Annotated in this window: 15 protein-coding genes; 6 read left to right on the forward strand and 9 right to left on the reverse strand. The window is 76.3% G+C overall.

Going from position 1 to position 25,341, the window contains the following annotated elements; genetic code table 11:
- The first annotated feature begins 14 nt into the window (after nt 1–14).
- Together J3P29_RS04360 and J3P29_RS04365 are read left to right on the forward strand one after the other, a co-directional pair.
- Complete coding sequence (locus tag J3P29_RS04360) at nt 15–779, forward strand: SDR family NAD(P)-dependent oxidoreductase (RefSeq protein ID WP_210491811.1); 765 nt, start codon at nt 15–17, stop codon at nt 777–779.
- A gap of 67 nt (nt 780–846) precedes the next feature.
- Entirely contained in the window at nt 847–2,319 is a 1,473-nt protein-coding gene (locus J3P29_RS04365; protein WP_246851420.1) for an MFS transporter, read from the forward strand.
- A gap of 213 nt (nt 2,320–2,532) precedes the next feature.
- On the opposite strand, the gene J3P29_RS04370 is transcribed toward J3P29_RS04365, so the two are convergent.
- The 6 genes from J3P29_RS04370 to J3P29_RS04395 form a co-directional block, all read right to left on the reverse strand.
- The gene (locus J3P29_RS04370; protein WP_210491812.1) at nt 2,533–2,940 is read right to left on the reverse strand and encodes a DUF2294 domain-containing protein; all 408 of its coding nucleotides are present in this window, start codon (nt 2,938–2,940) and stop codon (nt 2,533–2,535) included.
- Between the two features lie 192 nt (nt 2,941–3,132).
- Nucleotides 3,133–5,886 (reverse strand): OmpA family protein, encoded by a 2,754-nt coding sequence (locus J3P29_RS04375; protein ID WP_210491813.1) that lies wholly within the window; start codon nt 5,884–5,886, stop codon nt 3,133–3,135.
- A gap of 112 nt (nt 5,887–5,998) precedes the next feature.
- Nucleotides 5,999–8,779 (reverse strand): OmpA family protein, encoded by a 2,781-nt coding sequence (locus J3P29_RS04380; protein ID WP_210491814.1) that lies wholly within the window; start codon nt 8,777–8,779, stop codon nt 5,999–6,001.
- 184 nt (nt 8,780–8,963) lie between these two features.
- Nucleotides 8,964–10,001 carry a hypothetical protein gene (locus J3P29_RS04385; protein WP_210491815.1) on the reverse strand — a complete coding sequence of 346 codons (1,038 nt, stop codon included), beginning with the start codon at nt 9,999–10,001 and terminating at the stop codon, nt 8,964–8,966.
- Nucleotides 10,002–10,083: 82 nt separating this feature from the next.
- Nucleotides 10,084–11,571 carry a hypothetical protein gene (locus J3P29_RS04390; protein WP_210491816.1) on the reverse strand — a complete coding sequence of 496 codons (1,488 nt, stop codon included), beginning with the start codon at nt 11,569–11,571 and terminating at the stop codon, nt 10,084–10,086.
- A gap of 256 nt (nt 11,572–11,827) precedes the next feature.
- Nucleotides 11,828–13,150 (reverse strand): MFS transporter, encoded by a 1,323-nt coding sequence (locus J3P29_RS04395; protein WP_210491817.1) that lies wholly within the window; start codon nt 13,148–13,150, stop codon nt 11,828–11,830.
- Nucleotides 13,151–13,425: 275 nt separating this feature from the next.
- Here J3P29_RS04395 and J3P29_RS04400 point away from each other — a divergent pair, with 275 nt between their 5' ends.
- Nucleotides 13,426–14,349, forward strand: a complete 924-nt coding sequence (locus J3P29_RS04400) for an NADP-dependent oxidoreductase (protein WP_210491818.1) — start codon at nt 13,426–13,428, stop codon at nt 14,347–14,349.
- Nucleotides 14,350–14,463: 114 nt separating this feature from the next.
- On the opposite strand, the gene J3P29_RS04405 is transcribed toward J3P29_RS04400, so the two are convergent.
- From J3P29_RS04405 to J3P29_RS04415, 3 genes are all read right to left on the reverse strand, one after another.
- Entirely contained in the window at nt 14,464–16,716 is a 2,253-nt protein-coding gene (locus J3P29_RS04405; RefSeq protein WP_210491819.1) for a molybdopterin-dependent oxidoreductase, read from the reverse strand.
- A gap of 184 nt (nt 16,717–16,900) precedes the next feature.
- Nucleotides 16,901–19,417 carry an OmpA family protein gene (locus tag J3P29_RS04410; RefSeq protein ID WP_210491820.1) on the reverse strand — a complete coding sequence of 839 codons (2,517 nt, stop codon included), beginning with the start codon at nt 19,415–19,417 and terminating at the stop codon, nt 16,901–16,903.
- Between the two features lie 201 nt (nt 19,418–19,618).
- A complete protein-coding gene (locus tag J3P29_RS04415) occupies nt 19,619–22,405 on the reverse strand; it encodes an OmpA family protein (protein WP_210491821.1) in 2,787 nt (928 codons plus the stop codon).
- A gap of 273 nt (nt 22,406–22,678) precedes the next feature.
- On the opposite strand from J3P29_RS04415, the gene J3P29_RS04420 reads away from it, so the two are divergent.
- The 3 genes from J3P29_RS04420 to ilvB all read left to right on the forward strand — a co-directional run bounded on the left by J3P29_RS04420 (nt 22,679) and on the right by ilvB (nt 25,209).
- Entirely contained in the window at nt 22,679–22,828 is a 150-nt protein-coding gene (locus tag J3P29_RS04420; RefSeq protein ID WP_210491822.1) for a hypothetical protein, read from the forward strand.
- A 309-nt stretch (nt 22,829–23,137) separates the two neighbouring features.
- Nucleotides 23,138–23,305: a hypothetical protein gene (locus J3P29_RS04425; RefSeq protein WP_210491823.1), complete on the forward strand. Its 168-nt coding sequence runs from the start codon at nt 23,138–23,140 to the stop codon at nt 23,303–23,305.
- Nucleotides 23,305–25,209, forward strand: a complete 1,905-nt coding sequence (ilvB, locus tag J3P29_RS04430; RefSeq protein WP_210491824.1) for a biosynthetic-type acetolactate synthase large subunit — start codon at nt 23,305–23,307, stop codon at nt 25,207–25,209. Before J3P29_RS04425 ends, ilvB begins: the two co-directional genes overlap by 1 nt.
- The last annotated feature ends 132 nt before the right edge of the window (nt 25,210–25,341 follow it).

A 25,341-nucleotide genomic window follows, 5' to 3' on the forward strand; every position in this document is an offset into this window, starting at 1 on the left:
ACGAGAGGAGACCCATGGAGATCGCAGGAGCAGGAGCCGTCGTCTTCGGCGGCGCGTCGGGGCTGGGCGAGGCGACCGGGCGGCGGCTGGCCGGCGCCGGCGCGCACGTCGTGATCGCCGACCTGGCCACGGAGCGCGCCGAGGCGCTCGCCGCCGAGATCGGCGGCCGCGCGGTGACGACCGACGTGACGGACGAGACGAGCGTGGGGGCCGCCGTGGAGGCCGCCGCGCAGGCGGAGCGCGGCCTGCGCGTGTCGGTGGTCTGCGCCGGCCTCGCCACGCCCGCGAAGCTCGTCGGCCGCGGCGGGCCGACGCCGATGGAGCGCTTCGAGGCAGTCATCCGGGTCAACCTGCTCGGCACGATCAACGCGATGCGCCTGGCGGCGGCGGCGATGGCGGGCAACGCGCCCGAGGGCGACGCCGGCGAGCGCGGCGTCTGCGTGCAGACCGCGTCCATCGCCGCCTTCGACGGGCAGATCGGGCAGGTCGCGTACGCGGCGTCGAAGGGCGGCGTCGTCGGCCTGACGCTGCCGGTGGCCCGCGAGCTGGCGGCCCACGCGATCCGCGTGGTGACGATCGCGCCGGGGCTGTTCGACACGCCGATGATGGCGGGGCTGCCCGAGCAGGTGCGCGAGGACCTGGGGGCGTCCGTGCCCTTCCCGCCGCGGCTCGGCCGGCCGGCGGAGTACGCCCACCTGGTCCAGCACGTCGTCGAGAACTCGATGCTCAACGGCGAGGTCGTGCGCCTGGACGGCGCCGTCCGCATGCCGCCGCGCTGAGCCTGGGGCGCCGCCGGGCGCGCGCCGCGGCCCGGGCGCCCCGGACGGTCCTGCTGTACTGGGGAGGATGGCCGCGACCGCCCCACCGCCCGGCGACGAGCCCCACGCCGCGTCCGCCGGGCCGGCGGACGCGCAGGCGAAGGACCCCCGCCGCTTCCTCGTGCTGGCGATCTGCTGCACGAGCCTGTTCATCGTCGGGCTGGACAACACCGCGGTCAACGTGGCGCTGCCGGACCTGCGCGTCGACCTGGAGGCGTCGACGTCCGAGCTGCAGTGGACCGTCAGCGCCTACACGCTCGTCCTGGCCAGCCTGCTGGTGCTCGCCGGCTCGACGGCGGACCGCGTCGGGCGTGCGCGGACGTTCCAGGTGGGGCTGACGCTCTTCACGCTGGGGTCGCTGCTGTGCAGCCTCGCGGGTGACGTGCGGCTGCTCATCGCGTTCCGGATGCTCCAGGCGGTGGGCGGTTCGATGCTCAACCCCGTCGCGATGTCGATCATCCGCAACACGTTCGAGGACCCGCGCGAGCGGGCGCAGGCGATCGGGCTGTGGGCGGGGGTCATCGGGCTGTCCATGGCCTTCGGCCCCGTCGTGGGCGGGCTGCTCGTCGAGGCCGTCAGCTGGCGGGCGATCTTCTGGATCAACCTGCCCGTCGGCGTGGCCGCGATCCTGCTCACCCGGCGCTTCGTCCCCGAGTCGCGGGCGCCGCGGCCGCGGACGCTCGACCCGGTCGGCCAGGTGCTCGTGATCGTCCTGCTGGCCGCGACGGTCTACGCGATCATCGAGGCGCCCGAGGCGGGCTGGACGTCGCCGCAGACGCTGGGCCTGCTCGCCGTCGCCGCGGCCGCGCTCGCCGTCTTCGTCCCCTACGAGCTGCGTCGCCGGGAGCCCCTGATCGACCCGCGCTTCTTCGGCAGCGTGCCGTTCGCGGGCGCGTCGCTCATCGCGATCATGGCGTTCGCGGCGCTCGGCGGCTTCCTGTTCCTCAACACGATCTACCTGCAGGAGGCGCGCGGCCTGACGCCCCTGCAGGCCGGCCTGTACACCCTGCCGATGGCGGCGGTGACCGCCGTCGTGGCGCCGCTGACCGGCCGGCTCGTCGGCCGCCTCGGGGCCCGGCCGTCGCTCGTGCTCGGCGGGGCCGCGCTCCTGGTGAGCGGCCTGATGCTGACTGGGCTGGCGGCGGACACCTCGGTCGCGTGGCTCTTCGCCGCCTACGTCGTCTTCGGCGTGGGCTTCGGCTCGGTCAACCCGCCGATCACGAACACCGCGGTCTCGGGGATGCCGCCCGCGCAGGCCGGGGTCGCCGCCGCCGTCGCGTCGTCGAGCCGGCAGACGGGTCAGTCGCTCGGCGTCGCGGTGTGCGGGGCGGTCGCGGTCAGCACGGCCGGCGGGGCGGCGGGCATCGCGGACGCCAGCCACGCCGGCTGGTGGATCGTCGCGGGGTGCGGCGCGGCGATCGTGGCGCTGGCGCTCGTCTCGACGGGGGCCTGGGCGCGCGGCACCGCGGCGCGGGCCGCGGCGGCGCTGCAGCGGGCCTGAGCGGCGGCGACGCGTCCGCGACGCGACCGGGACGGGTCGCGCCGCCGGACGACGCCGAAGAGGATCGGCGACCGACCCCTGGCCATGAGGCCGGCCGCACGATCCGAACAATGGCGGGCGATGCTGCGGGCCGGGACGGAGGGCCTCGCTGCACCGGTCCCATCCCTCGACTGCCCGCCGCGCGCGGGCGCCATTCGCGCGATGCGCCGGCGGTCAGCCGGCCGCGGTGCCCGGGGCAGGGGCTCCGGGGCCGGCCGGCGGGGCCGCCGGATCGTCCTGCTCCTCGAGCAGGAAGACCTCGGAGCACGCGTCCGCGGTGGGGTCGAAGCCACTCATGAACGCGCGGACCCGGCGGCCCGTCGTCTCCTCGATCGCGGCCTTCAGCTCGTCCTCGGCGGCGTGCTGGAAGAACGTGCGGATGTCGCGCAGGCGCGCGATGCCCTCGCCCGAGGCGACGAGCCGGCGCTCGCCCGGCGTCTGCGTGTCCTCGAGGATGCAGACGATGCCGTCCAGGCCCAGGAAGTACGTCTTGACCTTCGTCGGTCCGCGCCCGAACTGCGCCTTGTAGAGCTGGGCGATGGCGTTCGAGATCGCCTGGGCTGAGCGTTCAGAGGTCGGCAAGAGGGGGTCCGCGTGGGGGATCGGCTGCGCCGGAATCCTTGCAGATGGGCAGGCGGCGCCCCCGCGCACCGGTACGACCGAGGACGCCGTACGCGTCCCCCCGTCGGGTGCGGACGGGGCGCGCGGCCCGGCCTGGGGCGGCCGGATCGCCGCGGGGCGGGCGCGGCGACCGCCGCGCCCGCCCCGGCCCCGCTAGTAGCGGACGTCGATCTCGACGCGGCGGTTCAGCGCGCGGCCGGCCTTCGTCGCGTTGCTGGCGCGCGGTTGCGCGTCGCCCGCCGACGCCACGCGGACCTGACCGTCGAAGCCGTGCTTCGCGAGCAGGCGGCGGAACGCCTCCGCGCGGCGCTGGCCCAGGCGGCGGTTGACGTCGGCGGAGCCGACGGCGTCGGTGTGGCCGACGATGGTGATCGTCCGGGCGCCGTCGAGCTGCCCGGCGACGTCCTTCGCCAGCGCATCGGCCTCGCGGGACGGGGTGGCCGACGCGAAGGCGAAGAGCCCGTCGGTCGGGACGACGAGGACCTTGCGCGGCAGGATGCGCACGGTCTTGCTCGTCTTCGTCGTCTCGCCGTCGGCCGTCTTGACGGCCAGGGTCACGCGGACCTTCAGGCCGCCCAGGCGCTGGACCTTCTTGGCGGTCGCCTTGTCCAGGTCGACGGGCACGAGGCCGGCGCCGGTGCGGCGGCCGCCGCCGACGGTCTTGCCGCCGCGGGTGACGGTGACGGCGCAGCGGTAGCCCTCGGCGCCGGGAGCGGCGCAGCCGACGGCCACGCGGCGGCCGGTCGCGGTCGCGACGGGCGCCTTGCCCTTGCCGGCGGGCGCGCCGACGGAGAGCTTGGGCTTCACCGGCGCGACGTCGTCGGCGGGCGTCGCCGGGGCGGGCGCCGGCACGACCGGGGCCGGCCGGTGCTCCTGCGTCGGGGTCGCGGGGGCCGGCGTCTCCACCCCGGGCTCGGTCGTCTTCTCGGCGACGGTCCACGTCCACGTCGCGCTGGGACCGTGGTTGCCCGCGGCGTCCGTCTGCCGGACCGCCACGGTGTGCGCGCCCAGGCCCAGACCCGTGAGGACGAGCGGCGACGCGCACGGCTCCCACGGGTCGCGGACGCGGGCGCCGCCGCGCTCCTCGCGCTGGTCGACGAGGCACTCGAACGTGCCGTCGGCCTCGCCCTCGAAGGCGAGCGTGGCGGTGCGGGCCGCGGTGACGCCGTCGGGTCCGGCGATCTTGGCCGGGGCGCCCGGGGCCGTGCGGTCGACGACGAAGTCGAACGACGCGGGATCGTCGGAGGCGACGCCGGCGCCGACGTCGTAGCTGCGCAGCGCGACGCTGTGCGGGCCCTCGACGAGATCGGGCAGGGCGAACGTGGGGCCGTCCGTCGGGATCCACTCGCCGTCGCCGTCCACGCGGTACTCGACGCGCACGCCGGACGGCGGGGCCAGGACGCCGAAGCGCGGGTAGGCGGTGAACGCGGGAGGGTGCTCGACGACGGCCGGTCCGCCCGGGACCTTCGCCTCGACGCGGAACGCGATCCGCTGCTCCTTCGACCAGAACCGCGTGCCGCGCATCATGCGCCGGATCCGCACGACGTAGTCGCCGTTGGCCGGGACCGTCAGCGCGGGCTCGAAGGAGGAGCACGCCTGCCACGCGTCCGCCTCGCCGACGACGCACTCGTACCGGTCGTCCGAGTCGACGGGCAGGCGCAGGTCGAACCGGCGGGCCGTGACGACCTGGACGCCGCGGACGACGTCGAAGTAGGACGGGGTGAGCGCCTCCGGCGACAGCCCGGGGAAGCTCTCCTCCGTCCCCGTGTCGTTGTGGAAGACCGTCACCCAGCTGCCGTGGGCCGCGACGAGCTCGTCGCGGTGGTCGCGGTCGGTGTCGAGCGCGGCGGCCGCGGGACCGCCGTACAGGGGCGCGCTGCCCGTCACGCCGTTCTCGCCGTCGTACGTGTTGACGACGGTGCCGTCGAGCGCCGCGACGCTGTCCTTCACGCCGCGGCCGAACAGGTCGAGCACGACCGGCGTCCCGAAGGAGCCGTCGGTCTGCAGGACGGGCGGCCGGTAGCCGGTGGTGCCGTTCGCGGTGGACGCCGCCGACAGGCCGCCGGAGCCGAGGGCGTTCCAGGCGAACCAGCGGGCGCCGAACGCGTCCAGGTCCTGGGCGATGCGGTTGTTCGAGGCGCCGAACGGCTGGCTGGAGTGATCGAGCGTCTGGACGCGCTGCGGCACGTCGGGGCCGTGGATCGCGACGATGCGGCTGCCCGACGATCCGGCCGAGACGACGAGGAAGTCGTTCGGCTGCCCCGGGCGCGGGCCCGTCGCGATCGGACCGGTCGTCACCCCGCTGACCGTGTCGAGCAGCGCGAAGCCGTCGCGAAGCGGCGCGTAGAAGGCCAGCTGGTCGCCGGGCATGCTCACGGCGACGACGTCGCTCATCCCCGGCAGGAAGCGGCCGACCGCGACCCCGGCCGGGTCGCCGCCCAGCTGCGTGTCGCGAACGGCGCCGCCCTCGTGCCAGTCGATCGACTCGAGGCGTCCGCCGCCGCCCTCGCTGGCGACGACGAGGGAGAACGAGGAGCCGAGGGGAGCGGCGACGGCAGCGATCGGCGTCTCGCCGTGCAGGGTCGCGCGCTGGGTGCGCCCGTACCCGTCCGGCGTGTCGACGCGGTCGAACAGGGCGACGCCGGCCGGGGCCGGCTGCCCCTCGCTGGTCGAGCCGGCGCCCGACACCGCGACGATCGTCTCGTGGCCGCTGTCGTCGAACCCGCCGTGGAGCAGGAAGCGGATGGGGCCGTTGCCGGAGTTCGCCGAGACGGCCTTCGAGAACGCCGGGGCGGGCCCGGAGGGGAACGTCGCCTGGGCGCTCGCGGCCGCGGGCAGGAGCAGGCCGACGGCGAGGACGCCGAGCGCCACGGGGGCGCGGAAGTGGCGGGCTGGGTGGTGGCGCATGCGTGCTTTCGGTGGGGTGACCGGCGCGGCGGCCGGCGGGGACGCGCCCGTCGGAACGGGCGGAACGCGTCGGGGTCCGCGGCGGGCGGCCGCGGACCCCGACGAGGACCGGCTAGTAGCGGACGTCGATCTCGACGCGGCGGTTGAGCGCGCGGCCGGCCTTCGTGGCGTTGCTGGCGCGCGGCTGCGTGTCGCCCTCGGAGGCGACCTTCACCTCGCCGTCGAAGCCGTGCTTCGCGAGCAGGCGGCGGAACGCCTCCGCGCGGCGCTGGCCCAGGCGGCGGTTGACGTCGGCGGAGCCGACGGCGTCGGTGTGGCCGACGATGGTGATCGTCCGGGCGCCGTCGAGCTGCCCGGCGACGTCCTTCGCCAGCGCATCGGCCTCGCGGGACGGGGTGGCCGAGGCGAAGGCGAAGAGGCCGTCGGTCGGGACGACGAGGACCTTGCGCGGCAGGATGCGCACGGTCTTGCTCGTCGTCGTGACGTCGCCGCCGGCGGTCTTCACGGCCAGGGTCACGCGGACCTTCAGGCCGCCCAGGCGCTGGACCTTCTTGGCGGTCGCCTTGTCCAGGTCGACCGGGACGAGGCCGGCCCCGGTGCGGCGGCCCTGGCCGACGGTCTTGCCGCCGCGGGTGACGGTGACGGCGCAGCGGTAGCCCTCGGCGCCGGGAGCGGCGCAGCCGACGGCCACGCGGCGGCCGGTCGCGGTCGCGACGGGCGTCTTGCCCTTGCCGGCGGGGGCGCCGACGGACAGCTTGGCCTTCACCGGCTCGTCCGCGGCCCGGGTCGGCGCAGGAGCGGGCGTGGTCGCGACCGGCGCGGGCTTGTCCTCCTTGGCGGGCGCGGCGGGGGCGGGCGTCGGGGCGACCGGCTCGGCGGCCTTCTCGACGATCTCCCAGGTCCACGTCGTCTGGGCGCCGCGGTTGCCGGCGGCGTCGACCTGGCGGACGGTGACGGTGTGGGTGCCGAGCGCGAGGTCACGGACGACGAACGGCGAGGCGCAGTCGTCCCAGACCAGGCCGCCGCGCGCCGCGACGCCGCCCAGGCCGTCGGGCTCGACGCGGTCGACCAGGCACTCGAAGCGGCTGTCCGGCTCGCCCTCGAACGCGAACGTCGCGTCGCGGTCGCTCGTGACGTCCGCCGGGCCGGCGATCTTCGTCGGCGCCTTCGGGCGGGTGCGGTCGACCGTGAACGCGTAGTCCTTCGTCGTCTCGGACGCCACCTCGCGGACCGGGTCGATCGCCCGGAAGCGCACGTGGTGCGGGCCGTCGGGGGCGTCGACGTGCAGGTACGGCCCGTCGAGGCGGTGCCAGTCCTGCTCGTCGTCCAGCTGGTACTCGACCGCGACGCCCGCGACCGAGGCGACCATGAACTGCGGGTAGCTCGTCAGCGCGTCCGGGGTCGACAGGATCTGCGGCGTGCCCGGCACGGTGGAGTCGACGCGGAGGGCGATGGTCTCGATCGGCGACCAGAAGCTGTGGCCCTCCTCCTGGCGACGCACCTCGAGGCGGTAGTCGCCGTCGGCCGGGACCGTGATGGCGGCGTTGAGCATGCAGCCCTGGCGCCCGCCGTCGGCGTCGACGAGCACGCAGTCCCACATCGCGGTGTCGCCCGCGGGGCGCGTCAGCCGGAAGGTCCGCTTCGTGACGATGCGGCGCGGCGCGCGCGGGTCGGCGACCGACGGCACGATCGTCTTGCCGTCGGTGTGCGGGGTGGTCTCGACGTCGCCCGTCGCGTTGTGGAAGAGCTCGACGTTCGGGCCGTTCACGACGACGACGTCGTCGCGGCCGTCGGCGTCGGCGTCGACCGGCACGCCCGTGGTGCCCGAGGGCAGCGGGGCCGAGAGCTCGTCGCCGGGCGTGCGGGTGTCGACGGCGCGCAGGCGCTCGCCGTCGAGGATCGCGGCGACGTCGCGGCCGCCGCGGCCGAGGAAGTCGCCCACGAGCGGCGCGTCGCCCCGGGCCTCGCGCAGCAGGACCGGGCCCAGCGGCTGCGTCTCCGGGTACGAGCGGCCGGACGCGCCGAAGACCATGGAGCGCACGCCGTCGGAGCTGTACCCCCGCGTGATGAACCACGCGCCGCCGCCGGGGTCGCGATCCTGCGCGGCGACGGTGTCGCCGGGGACCGGCGACACCGGGACGGTGACGGGGGCGCTGTCGCGCTCGTAGGACCCGTCGGTCGCCAGCTTCCAGCGGCTGCGGTACGCGGTCCCGCCGTTCCCCGGGACGAGCAGGTCGTCGTACGCCGACGCCGGGTCGCTCACGGTGACCATCGGGCCGGTGGTCATGTCACCGCTCGCCAGCGTGCGGGGCTCGCCGTCGTCCACGTCGTAGATCGCGTAGCGGTCGCCGACCATGCTGACCGCGACGACCTCGCCGTGGTTCGGCAGGAAGCGACCGACGGCGACCGACACGGGCGTCGCGGGGATGCTGCGCCACACGCGCGAGGCGGTGCCGTCGTGCCAGTCCAGGAGCTGCAGCATCGGCACGTCGGAGCTCGTGCCGACGGCGACGAGCGACTGCCGGTTCGGGCCCAGGACGCGGCCCGCCGCTGCGCCCACCACGGAGGTCATGTGCAGCGGGGTCGGGGCGCCACTGGTCGTCAGGCCCTTGGCGTCGACGCCCAGCAGCTCGACGGAGGCCGGCTGGCCGTCGCCGGGCGAGGGATGGACGGCCGCGACGGTCTCGGCCCCCCGCGTGTCGAACGTGCCGCGCACGAGCGTCTGCACGCCGGGGGTGAGGACGGAGCCGGCCTGCTCGAACGCGAGCGCGTACGTCGGCGCGGTGGGCGTGACGTTCTGCGCGGACGCGGCGGTCGGGGCGAGCAGGCCGGCGGCGAGGACGCCGAAGGCGGCGGTGGCGCGGAAGTACCGCGCCGGAGTGGATCGGGCCATGGGTGTGGGAGTCGGGGACCGGGACGACGGCTACGGGCGGTAGCCGCCGGATGGCCCCTTCGGTCGGCCGGTCGCTCCCGTCCTGATCCCTTCCGGACGTTCGGCCGATCGCTGCGGCGACGGAACGTCCAGCGCCGCCTGCGTCCTGCGGCGAACTACGGTCGCGCAGGACGCAGGCGGCGCGCTACAGCACGTGCCGGAGCACGTAGTCGAACGCCTTGCGCGGCTCGCCCTTCGGGTCCAGCAGGCCGGAGTCCCAGGAGCCGTTGCGGCTGCCGCGCTTCCAGCGGTCGTTCGGCTCGGACTGCAGCTGGTAGATGTAGGCGCGCTGGATCTGGCGGCGGTACTTCGTCACGAGGCGCTTGTAGAAGCGCGTCGCCTCGTACTGGTACTTCTCGCGGGCGCTGTCGCTCTTCGCCTTCTTGCGCTGCGCGAGGAACGGGTTCTTGCGCTCCGAGGACAGCTTGCGGGCGTAGACGCCGCCGGACTCCGTGATCCAGACCTTGGCCCGGCGGACGGCCGACGTGCGCAGGAACGACGCGGTGTTGCGGTACGTGCGGTCGTTGACGTCGTTGTAGTTGTTCAGGCCCCACAGGCCGATCGTGCGGCGGGCGCCGCGGCGGACCTCGGCGGCGTAGGCCCCGGCGGACGCGCCCGACGTCAGGTGCAGGTCGCCGCCGAGCACCCGGCAGCTCCTGCAGTTCCGCAGCTCGTGCCGGACGGCCTTGTAGATCCGCCCGAGCGCGCGCGGGTTGCGCTTGAACGGCCCGGTCAGGTTGGGCTCGTTGAAGATCGAGAAGTCCCGCACCCACGGGTACGCCTTGCGGAAGCGCCGGAACTCCTGCATGTAGCGCTTCTCCGAGATGCTCTTCCGCAGCGACTTCGAGTTCGTCACGGTGATCCAGAAGGAGACGAGCGGGCGGACGTCCGCCGCCTGGGCGCCGCGCAGCCACGCGTCGATGGTCGCGGCGTAGTGCTTGTACTTCCGGTTCTTGCGGTACTTGAGCGCGTCGAAGCGGACCACGAGGCGGGCCGTGTCCATCCCGGCCGCGTGCAGCTCGCCGAACTCCGGGGTGCCGAAGATCTCGGACTTCTGGTCGGCCAGGCCCCACGTCGGGCTGGCGGCCCGCGCGGGCGCGGCGACCGTCAGGACGGCGACGAGGGTGGCGAGCGCGAGCAGCAGACGGCGCAGGGCGCGGGGCGGATGGGCGTGCAGGGGCATGGAGAGGGTCCTCCTCGAGGGTGAGAGGGCGGGTGGGAGTCTGGCGGCGCGGCGGCGGCCGCGCGCGCCGGGGGGCAGGGGGTCAGCGGCGCCGGAGCGTCGTGCTGGTGCTGGCGACGGTCGCGCCGTCCGCGGGCGAGGCGTACGTGTACCGGTAGCGGGCGCTGGAGGAGCGCGGCACGCGGACCTCGAACGCCCCGTACGAGTTGGTCGTCACCGTCTTGTACGGTCGCCACGCGCCGCCGGAGCGGCGCTGCAGCTGCACGCGGACCTTGCCGCGGCCGGGGCGCACCTGGCCCCAGACGGCGGCGGAGCGGCTCGTGCGCCAGCCGAAGATCGGATTGGGGAACGCCTGGGCCAGCGGCTTCGCGCGGCCGTCGACGAAGTACAGGCCGGACTGCCAGCCGTGGGCGAGCTCGTCGTCCTCGGCGATCGCCTCGTCGCGCCACTCGTAGTGCGTCAGCAGCTTCACGCGCGGGTTGCGCGCGGCGGTCCACCAGCCCCACTGCGACCACGCGGACTGCTTCGCGAGCGAGATCCCCAGGCGGTGGTCCGGCGGGTTGGTCTCGTAGGCGTACTCGTCGAGCCACAGCGGCAGGCGCTTGCGCTTCACGCCGACCGCGGAGATGCGCCGGGCGCGGGTCAGCTTGTCCAGCACCGTCGTCAGGCGCGACAGGTCGCCCATCCGCGCGTCGTTCCGGCTGGGGCTGCGCTGGCCGGGCGTGAGCTTGTTCGAGTGCGGGTGGTAGGCCAGCACGTTGCCCCGCGCGGCGCGGAACCCGCGGCAGTATCCGCCCTTGCGGCGGTGGTAGCGCGCGGTGACGCAGGCCATCTCGCGCAGGAACGTCAGCGGCTGGGTGGTGGCGTTCACGCGCGTGGAGTACTGGTCGCCCTTCGACGACGTCGCGCCGATGGCGATCGTCGCGGACGGGTCCTGGCGCCGGATGGCGGCGTAGCCCGCCGAGGCGAGCTCGCGGTACAGGTGCGGCGCGTACGAGACGCAGCGGCCGGCGCCGGTGCAGCGGAACTGCGGCTGCAGCCACGTCGCGACGTTCGGCTCGTTCCAGACGACGTAGCGGTCGACGCGGTCGGCGACGTGCTTCGTGACCGCCGTGGCGAAGCGGCCGAACCGCCGCGGGTCGGGCTTCCAGCGCGGGTTGCGGCGCGCGGGCTCCTTCGATCCCCACACCGGCCCGGGACCGGTGACCGTCAGCGTGACGCTCATCCCGTGGGCGCGGACCAGGTCGATCTTGCGGTCCAGCGCCCGGAAGTCGTAGGCGCCCTCGGCGGTGTCGTCGAAGCCCTTCGGCGGGCGCACGGCGTTCGTGTCGGGCGCGATGTGCGACCACTGCGCGAACAGCCGGACGTCGTCGACGCCCGCGCGCTTCCACGCCTCCACGATCGGGGCGGGATCGCCGTGCCGGCCGTTCAGGACGCCGTCGTCCGCGAGGGAGACGGCCATCGAGCTGGCGGCGGGGGCGGGTGGGGCGAGGGCGGCGGGGGCGGCGAAGCACGTCGCGGCGGCCAGGGCCACGAGCGCTCTACGGCGCGACCGGAGGGGGCGCGGCACGTGGGCTCCTTGGGCGGGGGCGGGGGAGAGACGCGCCGGCTGGCTCGGGCGCCGCGGCGTGCGGCGGGCCTCGTCGGCGCGATCGTTCAGGGGTAGGAACCCGCCCCGGGCGCGGAAGTTGTGGCGCATCGGCGCTGTACGGCGTGCGCACCGGCTGGTCGGCGGGGAGCGACGTCGCGGGCGCGAGGCGGGACGGCCGGACCGCCCGCGCCCCCAGCGCGCGTGACGAGCCGCGCCGCAGCGCCCGCCGCCCGGCCTACGCCGGCCCGGCGGCCGCGGCCGCGTCGGCCTGCGCGGTCGCCTCGGCCAGCTCGGCCTCGGCGACGTCGGCGTCGTAGGCCAGCAGCGCCGGGAACGCCACCGCGATCAGCCCGGCGGCAGCCACGCACGCCACCCCGCCGGAGACGACGGAGAAGCGCGCCGAGGTCAGCGACGCGACCGCGCCGCCCTCGACGTCGCCCAGCCGCGGCCCGCTCTGCACTACGAGGGAGAAGACGGACGACATGCGGCCGCGCATGGCGTCCGGCGTGACGGTCTGGTTGATCGTCGACCGGCAGACCGCCGAGACGCTGTCGGCGGCGCCCGCGAGCGCGAGCAGCAGCATCGCCAGCCCCAGCGACGGGACCAGGCCGGCGACCGCGATCGCCGCGCCCCACGCGATCACCGCCACGACGACGATCCGCCCCAGCCGCCGCGCGCCGTCGAGCCACCCGGCGGTCAGGGCGGCGGCCGTCGCGCCGACCGACACGGCGGCGTTCAGCAGCCCGGTCCCCGTCGCGCCCGCGTGGTAGACGGAGAGCGACAGGACGGGGAAGAGCGTGCGCGGCATGCCGAAGGTCATCGCCGACAGGTCGATCGCGAACGAGCCCAGCAGCGCGCGGCGCGAGCGGACGAAGCGCAGGCCCTCGCCGATCGATCGCCACACGCCCACGTCGTCGACGGTCGCGCCGCGCGGCGCCTGCGGCGAGAGGGGCAGGACGGACGCGACCATCCCCAGGCAGGTGGCGGCGTCGATCGCGTAGGCCGTGCCCAGGCCGCCGACGGCGATCAGGACGCCGCCGAGCGCCGGGCCGACCACCATCGTCACCTGCATCAGGCCGAACGACAGCGCCAGCGCCGGCCGCAGCTTGCCGGGCGGGACGACGTTGGGCACGATCGACGAGCGCATGACGTTCTGCACCGCGTTGCCGCCCGCGAGCAGCGCGCCGAGGACGTACAGCAGCGCCACGGGCGGCTCGCCCAGGTACGCGCCGACGGCGAGCGCGCCCGACAGCAGCACGAGCGCGATCTGCACGAGCAGCAGCACCCGCCGCCGGTCCACCCGGTCGGCGAGCGCGCCGCCGTAGAGCGACAGCGCGACGAGGGGCAGCAGCTCGAACGCCCCGAGCAGCCCGGACTGCGCGGGCGAGTGCGTCTGCACGTACAGCTGGTACGGCAGCGCGACGAGGGTCGCCTGCGTGCCCAGCCCCGTCAGGGTCGAGCCCAGGATCAGCAGCCGCAGGTCACGGGACTCGCGCAGCGGCGACAGATCCATCGTCAGGCTCGCCCGCAGGCGGCCGAAGCGGGACGGCGCCGGCACCTAGGGGCGGCCCGACGGGGCGGGGAGGGGGCGGCGCGCCATGGAGTGCTTGTAGCACGCGAGGATCGGCGGTCCGTGGGCCTGGCGCGTCGGCGCTCGGCGCGTCGCGCCCGCCGCGTCGGGCCGGCGCCGATCCCTCGTCCCGCCGGGCCGCCCGGCGCGGTCGGCTAGCGTCGCCCGTAGGTCCCGACCACGACGAAAGGGAGTCCCCGCATGCCGACCATCCCCGCTCCGCGCGCCCAGGCGGCCGCGTCCACGCCCACCGGGAGCGCCCGATGAAGGCCGTCGTCGTCACGCAGGCCGGCGGCCCCGAGGTGCTGCAGGTGCAGGACCGTCCGGACCCCGAGCCCGCCGTCGACCAGGCCGTCGTCCGCCTCGCCGCGGCCAACGTCAACCCGACCGACGTCGCGGCCCGCCAGGGTCTGTACCCGCCGAACTTCGGCATCGAGGGCCCGCCGTACGTCCTGGGCTGGGACCTGGCCGGCGAGGTCGTCGCGGTCGGCGACGGGGTCCACGACTTCTCTCCGGGCGACCACGTCGTCGGGATGATCCCCTGGTACGCGGCGGGCGGCCGCTTCGGCGCCTACGCCGAGCTCGTGCTGCTCGAGGCCCACTGGCTCGTGCCGCTGCCCGACCGGCTCGACCCGGTGCAGGCGGCGACCGTGCCGCTCAACGCGCTGACGGCCCAGCAGGCGCTGCGCCTGTTCGGCGCGGCGGCCGGCGACGAGCTGCTGATCACGGGCGCGTCCGGCGCGGTCGGCTCGTTCGCGGTGCAGCTGGCGAAGGAGCAGGGCCTGCAGGTCACCGCGGTCGCCGGCACCGACGACGAGGCGTGGGTGCGCGAGCTGGGGGCCGACACCGTGCTGCCGCGCGACGCCGACCTGTCCGCGATCGGCACGTTCCCGTACGTCTTCGACGCCGTCCCCGTCGGGGCCGACGCCTTCCCGGCCGCGGCCCGCGGCGGCACGATCGTCACCACGCGCGCCCTGCGCGAGAAGCCCGACCCCGACTCCGGCGTGACGCTGCGGCCGATGCTCATCGAGCAGGACACCCCGGCGCTCGAGGACCTCGTCGGCCAGGTCGCCGCCGGGCGCCTGAAGACCCGGGTGTCGCAGACCGTGCCGCTGGCCGACGCGGCCGAGGCGCACCGCCTGGTCGAGGAGCGCGGGCGGCGCGGCAAGGTCGTGCTGGTGCCGTAGGCGGCCGGGCGGCGCGCCGTCCGGCCCGTGCGCGCCGGCCGCCGGGCCGCCGCGTCCACGGGCGGCCAGCGAGGACGGCGGCAGCGGCGGCGCCGCCCGCACGGGACGCCCGGGTCAGTCCGCGGCGACCGCCACCCGCGCGGCGGCCCGCACCGTCACGGGGATCCCGTTCAGGACGGCGGTCCCCGAGATCGCGTCGGTCTGCGCGTCGTCGGTCAGGACGTTCGAGTTCGTGCCCGGCCGGCGCGCCGCGACGTCCAGGCGGGCGCCCGGGGCGTCGTGGCCCCAGCCGTGCGGCAGCGAGACCACGCCGGGCCGGATGGCGTCCGTCACCTCGACGGGCGCCTGCACCTCGCCGGCGCGCGAGGCGATCCGCGCGTCCGCGCCGTTCTCCAGCCCCAGGCGCGCGGCGTCGTCGGGGTGCACCTGCAGCGTGCAGCGCGCCGGGCCGCCGGCCAGCAGCGGCAGGTTGTGCATCCACGAGTTGTTCGACCGCAGGTGCCGGCGGCCGACGAGGACGAGCGCGTCGGGGTCGACCGGCTCGTCGAGCTCGGTCGCCAGGCGCGGCAGGTCGGCCACGATCGGCGCGGGCGCCAGCTCGATGCGGCCGCTCGGCGTGCGCAGCGCGTCCGGCAGTCGCGGCTGCAGCGGGCCGAGGTCCACGCCGTGCGGCGCGGCCTCCAGGTCGGCCAGCGTCAGGTCGTGCGGGCCGGCGCGCAGCAGCAGGTCGACCATCCGCGCCGGCCCGGTCCGCGGCGCGCCGTCGGCGTCGACCAGCTCGGCCAGCACGTCGCCGGGCTCGCGGCCGTGCAGCGGCGACGCCGGCGAGCGGGCCTCCTTCCGCGCGGCCTCGGCCGCGACGAAGCCATCCATCGCGGCGACGTCGGCGTCCGGGCCCTGCCCGGTGACGACGCCGACGAGCCGCAGCAGGATCTCCCACTCCTGCAGCGCGCCGTCCGGGGCCGGCAGGACCGGCGGCGACCACACCGCGACGTTGCGCACCGCCAGCTGGGTGAAGACGAGGTCGTAGTGGCTCTTCTCCAGGACGGACGGCGGCGGCAGCACCACGTGCGCGTGGCGCGTCGTCTCGTTGCGGTAGACGTCGACGCAGATCAGGGCGTCGAGGCCGGCCATCGCGGCCTCCAGGCGCTCCGAGTCGGGGGCCGAGCGCGCGGGGTTGCCGGCGACGGTGATCAGCGCCCGCAGCCGGTCCTCGCCCGGCGTCTCCATCTCCTCGGCCATGACCGACGTCGGCAGCTCGCCCATGACCTCGCCGGCCCCGCGCACCCGGCTGGCCCAGCGGCCGAGCAGCATGCCGCGGCCGCGCCCGGGCTCGCCCTTCGTGTGCGGCGCGCCCGTGGCGGGGGTGGTGAAGAGCACGCCGCCCGGCCGGTCCAGGTTGCCCGTCAGGACGTTGAGGACGTCGACGAGCCACGAGGTGACGGTGCCGAAGGGGACGGTGCACGTGCCGATGCGGCCGTAGACCGCGGCGGTCGGGGCGGCGGCCAGCTCGCGCGCCAGCCGGCGGATGTCGTCCGCCGGCACGCCGCAGCGCTCCGCGACCCGCTCGGGCGCGAACGGCTCGGCCGCCCGGCGGACCTCGTCGATCCCGTTCGTCAGGGCGGCGAGCCGGCCCGGCGCCGTCAGGCCCTCGGCGAAGAGCGTGTGGACCATGCCGAGGAGCAGCAGCGCGTCGCCGCCGGGGCGCACCGCGACGTGCTCGTCGGCCTCCTCCGCCGTGCGGGAGCGCCGCGGGTCCACGACGACGACCTTCCCGCCGCGGGCCCGGATCGCGCGGATCCGCCCGCGGGCGTTCGGGGCCGTCATCAGGCTGCCGTTCGACGCGAGCGGGTTGGCGCCGAGGATCAGCAGGTGGTCCGTGCGGTCCAGGTCCGGGATCGGGATCGAGAGCGGCGTGCCGAACAGCTGCCCCGAGCTGACGTGCTTGGGCATCTGGTCGAGCGTCGACGCGCTGAAGACGTTCCGCGTGCCCAGGGCCTTCGCCAGCAGCGGCGCGTAGATCGTCCCCGCGAGCGTGTGCGAGTTGGGGTTGCCCAGGTAGATGCCGCAGGCGTTGCGGCCGTGCTCGGCGAGCAGCGGCGTCAGCAGCCGGTCGACCTCGGCGAAGGCCTCGTCCCAGGTCGCCTCGACCAGCTCGCCGTCGCGCCGCACGAGCGGGGCGCGCAGGCGGTCCGGGTCGTCGTGCAGCTCGGCGATCGACACGCCCTTCGGGCACAGGAAGCCTCGCGAGAAGACGTGCTCGCGGTCGCCGCGCACCTTCGTCACGCGGTCGTCCTCGAGCGTCAGCTCCAGGCCGCAGGTGGCCTCGCAGAGCGGGCAGGTGCGGTACGCGGTGCGGGTCGTCATGCGGGCCTCCCGGGAGCGCGCGGCCGGGATGGCCGCGCGGCGGTCGCCAGCCTACGGGCGCGGGCCGCTCGCGGGCAAGGACGCCGGGGCGCCACCGACCGCGTCGCGCGGAGCGCCGCCGGTCGGGCCGCCGCCGCGGTCGCCGCCCTCCGCGCACCCCCGAGGGCGGTGCGCGGAGCGGGCGCTAGTAGCGCACGTCGATCTCGACGCGGCGGTTGAGCGCGCGGCCGCGCTCGGTCGCGTTGCTCGTCCGCGGCTCGGTGTCGCCCGCGGAGCGGACCGTCACCCGGCCGTCGAAGCCGTGCCGGGCGAGCAGGCGGCGGAACGCCTCGGCCCGACGCTCGCCGAGTCGGCGGTTGACGGCGGCGGTGCCCCGGGCGTCGGTGTGGCCGACGATGGTGATCGTCCGCGCGCCGTCGAGCTGACGCGCGATCCGCCGGGCGAGGCGGTCGGCCGCGCGGCTGGGCGTCGCGGAGTCGAAGGCGAAGAGCCCGTCGGTGGGCACCACGAGGACCTTGCGCGGCAGCAGGCGCACGGTCTTGCGGACCTTCGACGTGCGGCCGTCGTCGGCCTTCACCGTCAGCGTGACGCGGACGCGCAGGCCGCCGAGGCGCTGCACCTTGCGGGCCGTCGCGCGGTCCAGGTCGACCGGGACGACGCCCGACCCCGTGCGGCGGCCGGTGCCGACGGTCCGGCCGCCCCGCGTGACGGTCACCGTGCAGCGGTAGTCCGCGGCCCCGGGGGCGGCGCAGCCGACCGCGACCCGGCGCCCCGTGACCGTGGCGACGGGCGTCTCGCCGCGCTTGGCCGGGCCGCCGACGGCCAGCTCGGCGGCGATCGGCGCGTCGGGGGCGGGGGTGGGGGCGACCGGCGTCGGGGCGGGCGCGGCCGGCGGGGTCGCCGGGGCCGGGGTCGGCGTCGGCGCGGCCGGCGTCGGCGCGACGACCGTCCAGGCGACCGTCGTGGTCGCGCCCTGGTTGCCCGCCGCGTCGGTCTGGCGGATCTCGGCGACGTGCGCGCCGAGGGCGAGGTCGTCGACCGTCCACGGCGACGTGCACGGCTCCCAGCCGTCCGAGGCGCGCATCAGCACCGGGGACGACTGGCGGTCGATGCGGCACTCGTAGCTGCCGCCGGCCTCGCCCTCGAACGTGAACGTGGCGCTGCGCTCGGTGGTCTCCCGCGCCGGCCCGCCGATGAGGACCGGGGCGTCCGGGCTGACCGTGTCGACGCGGAACGCGATCGTCTGCGGCGCGGACCAGAAGTCGGTGCCGGCGGCGCGGCGGCGCACCCGCAGCTCGTACGACCCGTCGGCGGGGACGGAGAACGCCGGCCCTCCGGAGTCGCTGCGGCACGCCTTCCACGCGCCGTCGCCGAGGGCGCACTCGTAGGCGTCGTCGGTGTCCGAGGGCGTCACGAGCTCGAACGTGCGGCTGCGAACGACCGCGATCCCGGCCTGCGCGTCGTACCGCGACGGCGCGAGCTCCGTGCCGGTGAAGGCGGGCGCCTCCTCCTTCGTGCCCGTGTCGTTGCGGTACAGCGTCACGGAGGCGCCGTCGGCGAGGACCAGGTCGTCGCGACGGTCGCCGTCGACGTCGAGCGCCGCCCCGACGCGCTCGCTCGTCAGCGGCGTGGTGTGCTGGCGGAGGGTGCGGACGTCGAAGGTCTCCAGCCGCGTCCCGTCGAGCGCGGCGACCGTGCCGCGCGACCCGCGGCCGTAGAGGTCCAGGGCGATCGGCGTGCCGATCTCCGCCTGCAGCTGGCCCGACAGGACGTGCTGGTCGACCTCGGTCGTGCCGTCGGTCCGGAACGCGCTCAGCGTGCTCGCGTCGCCGTCGGGGTACGAGAACCAGCGCGCGCCGGTGACGTCCTCGTCGGCCGCGACGCGGCCCGCCGCCCGGCCGAACGGCTGGCCGAACCCGGCGACCCGCGTCGCCACGTACGTCCCGGGCGCACCCGCATCCTCGTTCAGCTCGAGGACCTGGCCCGGGGCGCTGGAGGTCGACGCGACGAGCGCGTCGGCGTCCACGGCGTCCGTCCGCCGGCCGCGCGACAGGGGGCCGGTCGGGATGCCCGACGCGGTGCCGACCTGCCCGAGCGTCCCGTCGTCCCGCTTCCCGAAGAAGACGACCACGCCGTCCTGCAGCGAGACGGCGACGACCGGCGGACGACCCGGCAGGAAGCGCCCGGCGGCGAGGGCGACCGGCTGGCCCGTCAGCCCGAAGGCGTCCTGGCCCTGCGTCACGGGGTCGACGAGGTGCAGGACCCCCGCGCTGCCGCTCTCGCTGCTCGACGCGACGGCGATGGCGTCCCGCCCGGCCTCGCCGACGTCGGCGGCCGCCGCGGCCACGGGCTGCGCGTCGTCGTAGAAGCCGAAGCTCCCGTCGACCAGCGCCACGCCCGTCCCGGACGGCTCGAACAGCGACACGCCGGAGATGGAGAACTCGCTGCCCGGCGCGCTCCCGGTGCCGGGAAGGGTCACCGCGGCGATCCGCTCCTCGCCGCCGGGGCCGAACCGTCCGTGGACGACGAAGCGCACCGGCCCGCCGTCCGTGCCGACGGTGGTCGCCTTCTCGAACGTGGGCGCGTACGTGGGGAGGGCCGGCAGCGGGGTCGCGGACGCGGCGGCGGGGAGGACGAGGCCCACGGCGACGACGCCGAGAGCGGTGGCGCGGAAGAACCGCGCGGGGTGGGAGTGGGGCATGGGTCGAGCCTCGGTGGGGGGACTTCCACGCGGCGGCTGTCCACCCGTGGTGGAGGGAGCATCGGCCGCGGGGCCCCGGAAGTGAAGGCGCAGCCCCCACATTCCGCGCGGGCGGCCGTTCCCCGTGGACGAACGTCGTAGCCCGTGCCGCGGCGCGGGGCGCCCGGCCGGCCCGAGAGGCTCGGGCCGGCCGGGCGCGGGCTAGTAGCGCACGTCGATCTCGACGCGGCGGTTGAGCGCGCGGCCGCCCTTCGTGGCGTTCGACGCGCGCGGCTCGGTGTCGCCGGCCGAGCGCACGGCCACCTCGCCGTCGAAGCCGGCGGCGGCGAGCAGGCGACGGAACGCCTCGGCGCGGCGCTGGCCCAGGCGGCGGTTGACCGCGGCGGAGCCGACGGCGTCGGTGTGGCCCACGATCGTGATCGTGCGCGCGCCGTCGAGCTGGCGCGCGAGCGACGCGGCGAGCGCGCGACCGGCCCGCGACGGGGTCGCCGAGTCGAACGCGAACAGCCCGTCCGTCGGGACGACGACGACCTTCTTCGGCAGCACGCGCACGGTCTTGTGCGTGCGCTCGGTCGTGCCGTCGGCCGTCTTCACGGCGAGCGTCACGCGGACCTTCAGACCGCCCAGGCGCTGGACCTTGCGGGCCGTGGCCGGGGACAGGTCGACCGGGACGACGCCGGCGCCGGTGCGGCGGCCCTCGCCGACGGTCTTCCCCCCGCGGGTCACCGTCACGGTGCAGCGGTAGTCCGTGGCGCCCGGCGACGCGCAGCCGACGGCCACGCGGCGGCCGGTGGCCGTCGCGGTCGGGGTCTTGCCCTTGCCCGCCGGCACGCCGACGGACAGCTTCGCCTCGACGGGCTTGGCGGCCGGCGCGGGGGCGGGGGCCGGGGCGGGCGCGGGCGCGGCGGGCGTCGGCTTGGGCGTCTCCTTCGCGGGGGCGGGAGCCGGGGCCTCGGGGGCCGGCGCGGGCTCGACGACCGTCCACGTCCACTCCGCGGGCTCGCCGTGGTTGCCGGCGGCGTCGGTCTGGCGGATCAGCATGGTGTGCTGGCCCAGGGACAGGTCGTCGACGGTCCACGGCGACGTGCAGTCGACCCACCGGGGGCCGGGCGTGCGCGCCGCGCCGGCGGCGGTGTACTGGATCTTCTCGTCGAGCAGGCACTGGAACGTCGCGTCCGGCTCGCCGTCGAAGCCGAACGTCGCGCTGCGGCTGCTCGTCGCGGTCGTCTCGTCCGGGCCGGCGAGCTTCGTCGGGGCCTTCGGGTCGACCGTGTCGAGCTCGAAGCCGACGGTCGTCTCCTCCGAGGCGACCTCGCGCGCCGCGTCGTAGGCGCGGAACCGGACCGTGTGCAGGCCGTCCTGCAGGCCGAACAGGCCGACCCACCCGTCGGTCTGGTGCCAGCCCGGCTCGTCGTCGACGCGGTACTGCAGGGCGGCGCCCGGCACCGGGTCGGCGTGGTACTGCGGGAAGTTCGTCCGGCCGCTCGGGCCCTGGACGGTCGGCTTGGCCGGGACGCTGGCGTCGACGCGGAAGGCGATGGTCTGCTCAGGCCCCCAGAACTGCGTGCCGACGACACGGCGGCGCACGCGCACCAGGTGCGGGCCGTCCGTGGTCTCGAAGGCGGGGACGTCGATGCCGACGCAGGGGCGCCAGGAGTCCTCGGCGTCGAGCGCGCACTGGTACTCGTCGCCGTCGTCGGTCGGGACGGTGAGATCGAAGCGCTTCGACGTCACGACCTGCACGTCGCCGGCTGCGTCGTGCACGGACGGCGTCAGGGCGCTCGGCTCCAGCGCGGGCTTCGGGGCCGTGGTGACGTTGCGGTACAGGGACACGGCGGTGCCCTCGGCCACGGCGAGGTCGTCTCGGTGGTCGCCGTCGACGTCCAGAGCCGCTGCCACGGTCCCCGGCGAGGGGTTGGCGGCGAGCGTGTTGGCTCCGGTGACGACGTTCTGCTGCCACATGGCGCCCGAGCCGAGGGAGAGCACGTCGTAGGCGCGGTCGCGCCCGTAGACGTCCAGGACGACGGGGGCCCCGGTCGTGCCGAGGATCCGCATGAAGGGACCGCCGCCGAACAGCGACAGCGAGCCGCCGCCGCGGATCCAGCTCGTGGAGCTGCCGTCGCCGCGCATGGTGTACCAGCGCTTCCCGTACGGATCGAGGTCCTGCGCGACGAGGTTCTGGTCCGCGGCGAACGGCTGCCCGCCGCCGCCGGTCTGGACCGCGCGGAACGTGGGAGTGCTGCCGTCGCTGTCGACGGGCTGGAACTCCCATCGCAGGGTGGTGCGGCTGTCGTCGCTGCGGGTGAACAGCGACTCCGTGGCCGGGGTCATCTGGCTGGTGCCGACGCCGAGCGCCGAGTATGGGACGTTCGCCACCCGGTCGACCAGGTGCAGTCCGTCGGCGTCGGCGCGGTAGAAGGCGACCTTGTCGCCACCCAGGCTGATGGCGATGACGCGACCGAGGCCGGGCAGGAAGCGGCCGACGGCCACGCCCTTGGCGATGCCCTGGACGGCGATCGTCTGGTGCGTCAGGCCGGCGTGCAGGTCGAAGGTCTCGAGCCGGCTGCCCGTGTCGTCGGCGCTCACCACGACGACGGCCTCCTTGCCGCTGTCGTCGACGATGCCGGCGGTGGACGCGAGCGCGTACGAGCCCGTGAGCGGGACGCTGCGCAGCAGCCCGTAGGCGCCGGTGCCGGTGTCGCCGAACAGGGCGACGGCCGCCGGGGCGTCGTCGCCGTTGGCCTTCGCCCCGGCCGCGGAGACGGTCGCGACGGTCTGCCGGTCGTCGTTGTTGAACCGGCCGTGCAGGATCGTCTCGATCGTGCCGTTCTCGGAGTCGGCGCCGACGAGGCGCTGGAACATCGCCGGGTGCGGCGTCGGCGACGGCGCCGTGTTCTGCGCCGAAGCCAGCGCAGGGAAGAGGGCGGCGACGCCGAGCGCGCCGAGGACGGCGGAGACGCGGGCGTAGCGGAAGGGATCTGAGCTCATGGGGCTTTCGGGTGTGGGACGGCGATGGCGCACGGGCGCCGGTGCGTCCGTCCCGCGCGCGGCGGACGGACGCCGTCCGCGGGCGCGGACGGACGCAGGGGTGATCGGCCGCCCGACAGGAGACTTGGGGCGGACGGGGTCGCCGGACGCCCTCCTGCGGGAAATCCCGTAGACGCCCGTCCGAGCGGCGCGTCCGGCCCGCTGCCGCTCGTACGGACGTCCGCCGGCGAGTGCGCGCGTCGCCGTCCCCGGCCGATCACCGGGGCGATCACCGTGCGCCCGCTCACTGCTCCCGCCCCCGCCGCTCCGTCGCCGCTGCCCGGCAGCCGCGTGCCCTCCACGGGCCTCGGCGCGATGGTCGTCTTCGACCCGCGGCTGCTCGCGCTGCGCCCGTCCGACGTCCCGGCGAGCGCCCGCGCCTGACCCTCCGGAGCACGGGAGCGCCGCGCGTCGGCGGCCCGCACGGCCGTCCGCCGCGGACGGTCCGGGGTTGCCCGATCGGCGCCGCTCGTGCATGATGGACCTGTGACGATCCGTCACATCACGCCGCTTATTCCCGCGGACGCCGTAGTAGGCGTCCGCCGCGGCGTGCTCGTAGCCGGCCTCACGGCCGGCGTCCGCTAGGCACCGGAACCGCCCTCGCTCGGCCCTCGTGGCCGCCCGCGCGTTCCCGCCCAGCTCCTCCTCGATCCGCCGTCCGCCCCGCCCCGTTCCTGCGAAGGGAGCGCACTCGTGCGTCCGCATACCCCGACATCCACACCCGCCTCCACCACACCGCCCACCCAGCACCGCAGCCAGGTCCCCGCCACGGGCCTGGGCATGATGGTCACCTACGACCCGCGGATCCTCGCCGCGAGCGTCGCCCCGCCGCCCGCGACCCGTCCGCAGGAGGGCGCCTGATGTCGTCCTGGTCCTCGTCCGCCCCGGGCGCCGCCGGCGCTCCGACGAGCGCGTCGCCCGACGCCGCCGCGGACGCCGCGCCGAGCGCCCGGTCCTCGGTTGCCGCGGAGGCTGCCGACGCCCCGACGCGCGCGTCGTCCTGGGCTGCCGCGGAGGCCGCGCGGTCCACCGCCGCCGGCGCGTCGACCCCGGCCCCGCCCGCGCCCGGCCGCACCGTCCGCGGCGCCGACCGGCTCGTCCGGGCGCTGCTCGCCGAGGGCGTGCAGACGGTCTTCGGCCTGCCGGGCGGCGCGTCGCTGCCGATCCACGACGCCCTGCACGCGTCGCCGATCGAGCACGTGCTCGTGCGCCACGAGGCCGCCGCCGGCCACGCGGCCGAGGGCTACGCGAAGGCGAGCGGCCGCGTCGGGGTGGCGCTCGTCACGAGCGGCCCGGGCGCGACGAACCTCGTCACCGCGATCGCCGACGCGCACGCCGACTCGGTCCCCACGGTCTTCGTCACCGCCCAGGTGCCGACGACGCTGCGCGGCACGAACGCGTTCCAGGAGTGCGACGTCATCGGCATGACCGCGCCGATCGTCAAGCACTCGATCGCCGTCGAGCGGGCGGACGAGATCGCGGCCGCGATCCACGAGGCGTTCCACGTCGCGCGGACCGGGCGGCCGGGGCCGGTCGTCGTCGACGTGCCGTCCGACCTGGCGAAGGCGCCGGCGCGCGCCGCGGACGGCCCCGTCTCGCTGCCGGGCTACCGCACGCGGGCGACGCCGAACGGCGGCCAGATCCGTCGGGCGGCCGAGGCGATCGCGGTGGCCGAGCGGCCGGTCGTGCTGGCGGGCGGCGGCGTCGTGCACGCCGACGCGGCCGACGCCCTGACCGCGCTGGGGCGGGACTTCGACCTGCCGGTGGTCACCACGCTGATGGCGCTGGGCACGTTCCCCGGGACGGACGAGCGGTGGCTCGGGATGCCGGGGATGTACGGCGCGCCGACGGCGAACGCCGCGCTGCAGGACGCCGACCTGATCGTCGCGGTCGGCGCGCGGTTCGACGACCGAGTGACGGGCGACCTGCGGGCGTTCGCGCCGCGGGCGCGCGTGGTGCACGTGGACGTCGACGCGGCCGAGGTCGGCAAGAACGTCGATGCGCACGTGCCGGTGGTCGGCGACGCGCGGCTGGCGCTCGAGGGCATCGCGGCCCGGCTGACGCAGATCGCGCCGGACCCCGCGCGGCTGGCGGGCTGGTGGGCGCGCATCGCGGCGTGGCGGGAGCGGTTCGCCGCGGCGGCGCCGGCGCACGGCGAGGACGCGATCTCGGCGGAGGCGACCCTCGACCGCCTGAGCTCGCTGGCGGCGGGCGAGGCGATCGTCACGACCGACGTCGGCCAACACCAGATGTGGGCGGCGGAGCGGCTGCGCTTCGGCGGCCCGCGCCGCTGGCTGACGTCGGGCGGCCTGGGCACGATGGGCTTCGGCCTGCCGGCGGCGATCGGCGCGGCGCGCGCGGCGGCCGACGCGGGCGACGGCGAGCGCCCCGTCGTCTGCGTCAGCGGCGACGGCTCGATGCTCATGAACCTGCAGGAGCTCGCGACCGCCGCCGAGACCGGCCTGCCGGTCAAGGTCCTGCTCTTCGACAACGCCTCGCTCGGCATGGTCCGCGAGCAGCAGGACACCCATTACGCCGGCCGCCGCATGGCCTCGACCCTGCCCGGCCTGGACTGGGAGTCCCTCGGCCGCGGCTTCGGCGTGTGGACTCGCTCGATCGACGACCCGGCCGACGTGGACGACGCCCTCGAGGCGCTGCTGTCCGAGCCCGGCCCGGCGCTGCTGCGGGTGGGGATCCCGTTCGAGGACGGCTGCGTGCCGCAGTTCGCGGCGGGCGGGGCGATGGGGGTGGTGGGGGCCGCGTAGCTCCGCGGCGGTCGCCGGCGCGGGGCGAGGGTGCGGCGGGGCCGCCGGCCCGCGACGCGGGTGCGGCGGTGCGCGGCGTGGGGCGGGGCGATCGCGTTGTGGGGCGCAGCGCGCGGGGAAGGCGGACGGCCG

The organism is Patulibacter sp. SYSU D01012 (assembly GCF_017916475.1).
In the GTDB taxonomy this organism is placed as follows: Bacteria; Actinomycetota; Thermoleophilia; order Solirubrobacterales; family Solirubrobacteraceae; genus Patulibacter.

Bases quoted from the DNA above. Each gene is read 5' to 3' on its own strand.
- J3P29_RS04360 (WP_210491811.1), top strand. From the start codon at position 15: ATGGAGATCGCAGGAGCAGGAGCCGTCGTCTTCGGCGGCGCGTCGGGG.
- J3P29_RS04365 (WP_246851420.1), top strand. From the start codon at position 847: ATGGCCGCGACCGCCCCACCGCCCGGCGACGAGCCCCACGCCGCGTCC.
- J3P29_RS04375 (WP_210491813.1), bottom strand. From the start codon at position 5,886: ATGCGCCACCACCCAGCCCGCCACTTCCGCGCCCCCGTGGCGCTCGGC.
- J3P29_RS04380 (WP_210491814.1), bottom strand. From the start codon at position 8,779: ATGGCCCGATCCACTCCGGCGCGGTACTTCCGCGCCACCGCCGCCTTC.
- J3P29_RS04385 (WP_210491815.1), bottom strand. From the start codon at position 10,001: ATGCCCCTGCACGCCCATCCGCCCCGCGCCCTGCGCCGTCTGCTGCTC.
- J3P29_RS04400 (WP_210491818.1), top strand. From the start codon at position 13,426: ATGAAGGCCGTCGTCGTCACGCAGGCCGGCGGCCCCGAGGTGCTGCAG.
- J3P29_RS04405 (WP_210491819.1), bottom strand. From the start codon at position 16,716: ATGACGACCCGCACCGCGTACCGCACCTGCCCGCTCTGCGAGGCCACC.
- J3P29_RS04410 (WP_210491820.1), bottom strand. From the start codon at position 19,417: ATGCCCCACTCCCACCCCGCGCGGTTCTTCCGCGCCACCGCTCTCGGC.
- J3P29_RS04415 (WP_210491821.1), bottom strand. From the start codon at position 22,405: ATGAGCTCAGATCCCTTCCGCTACGCCCGCGTCTCCGCCGTCCTCGGC.
- ilvB (WP_210491824.1), top strand. From the start codon at position 23,305: ATGTCGTCCTGGTCCTCGTCCGCCCCGGGCGCCGCCGGCGCTCCGACG.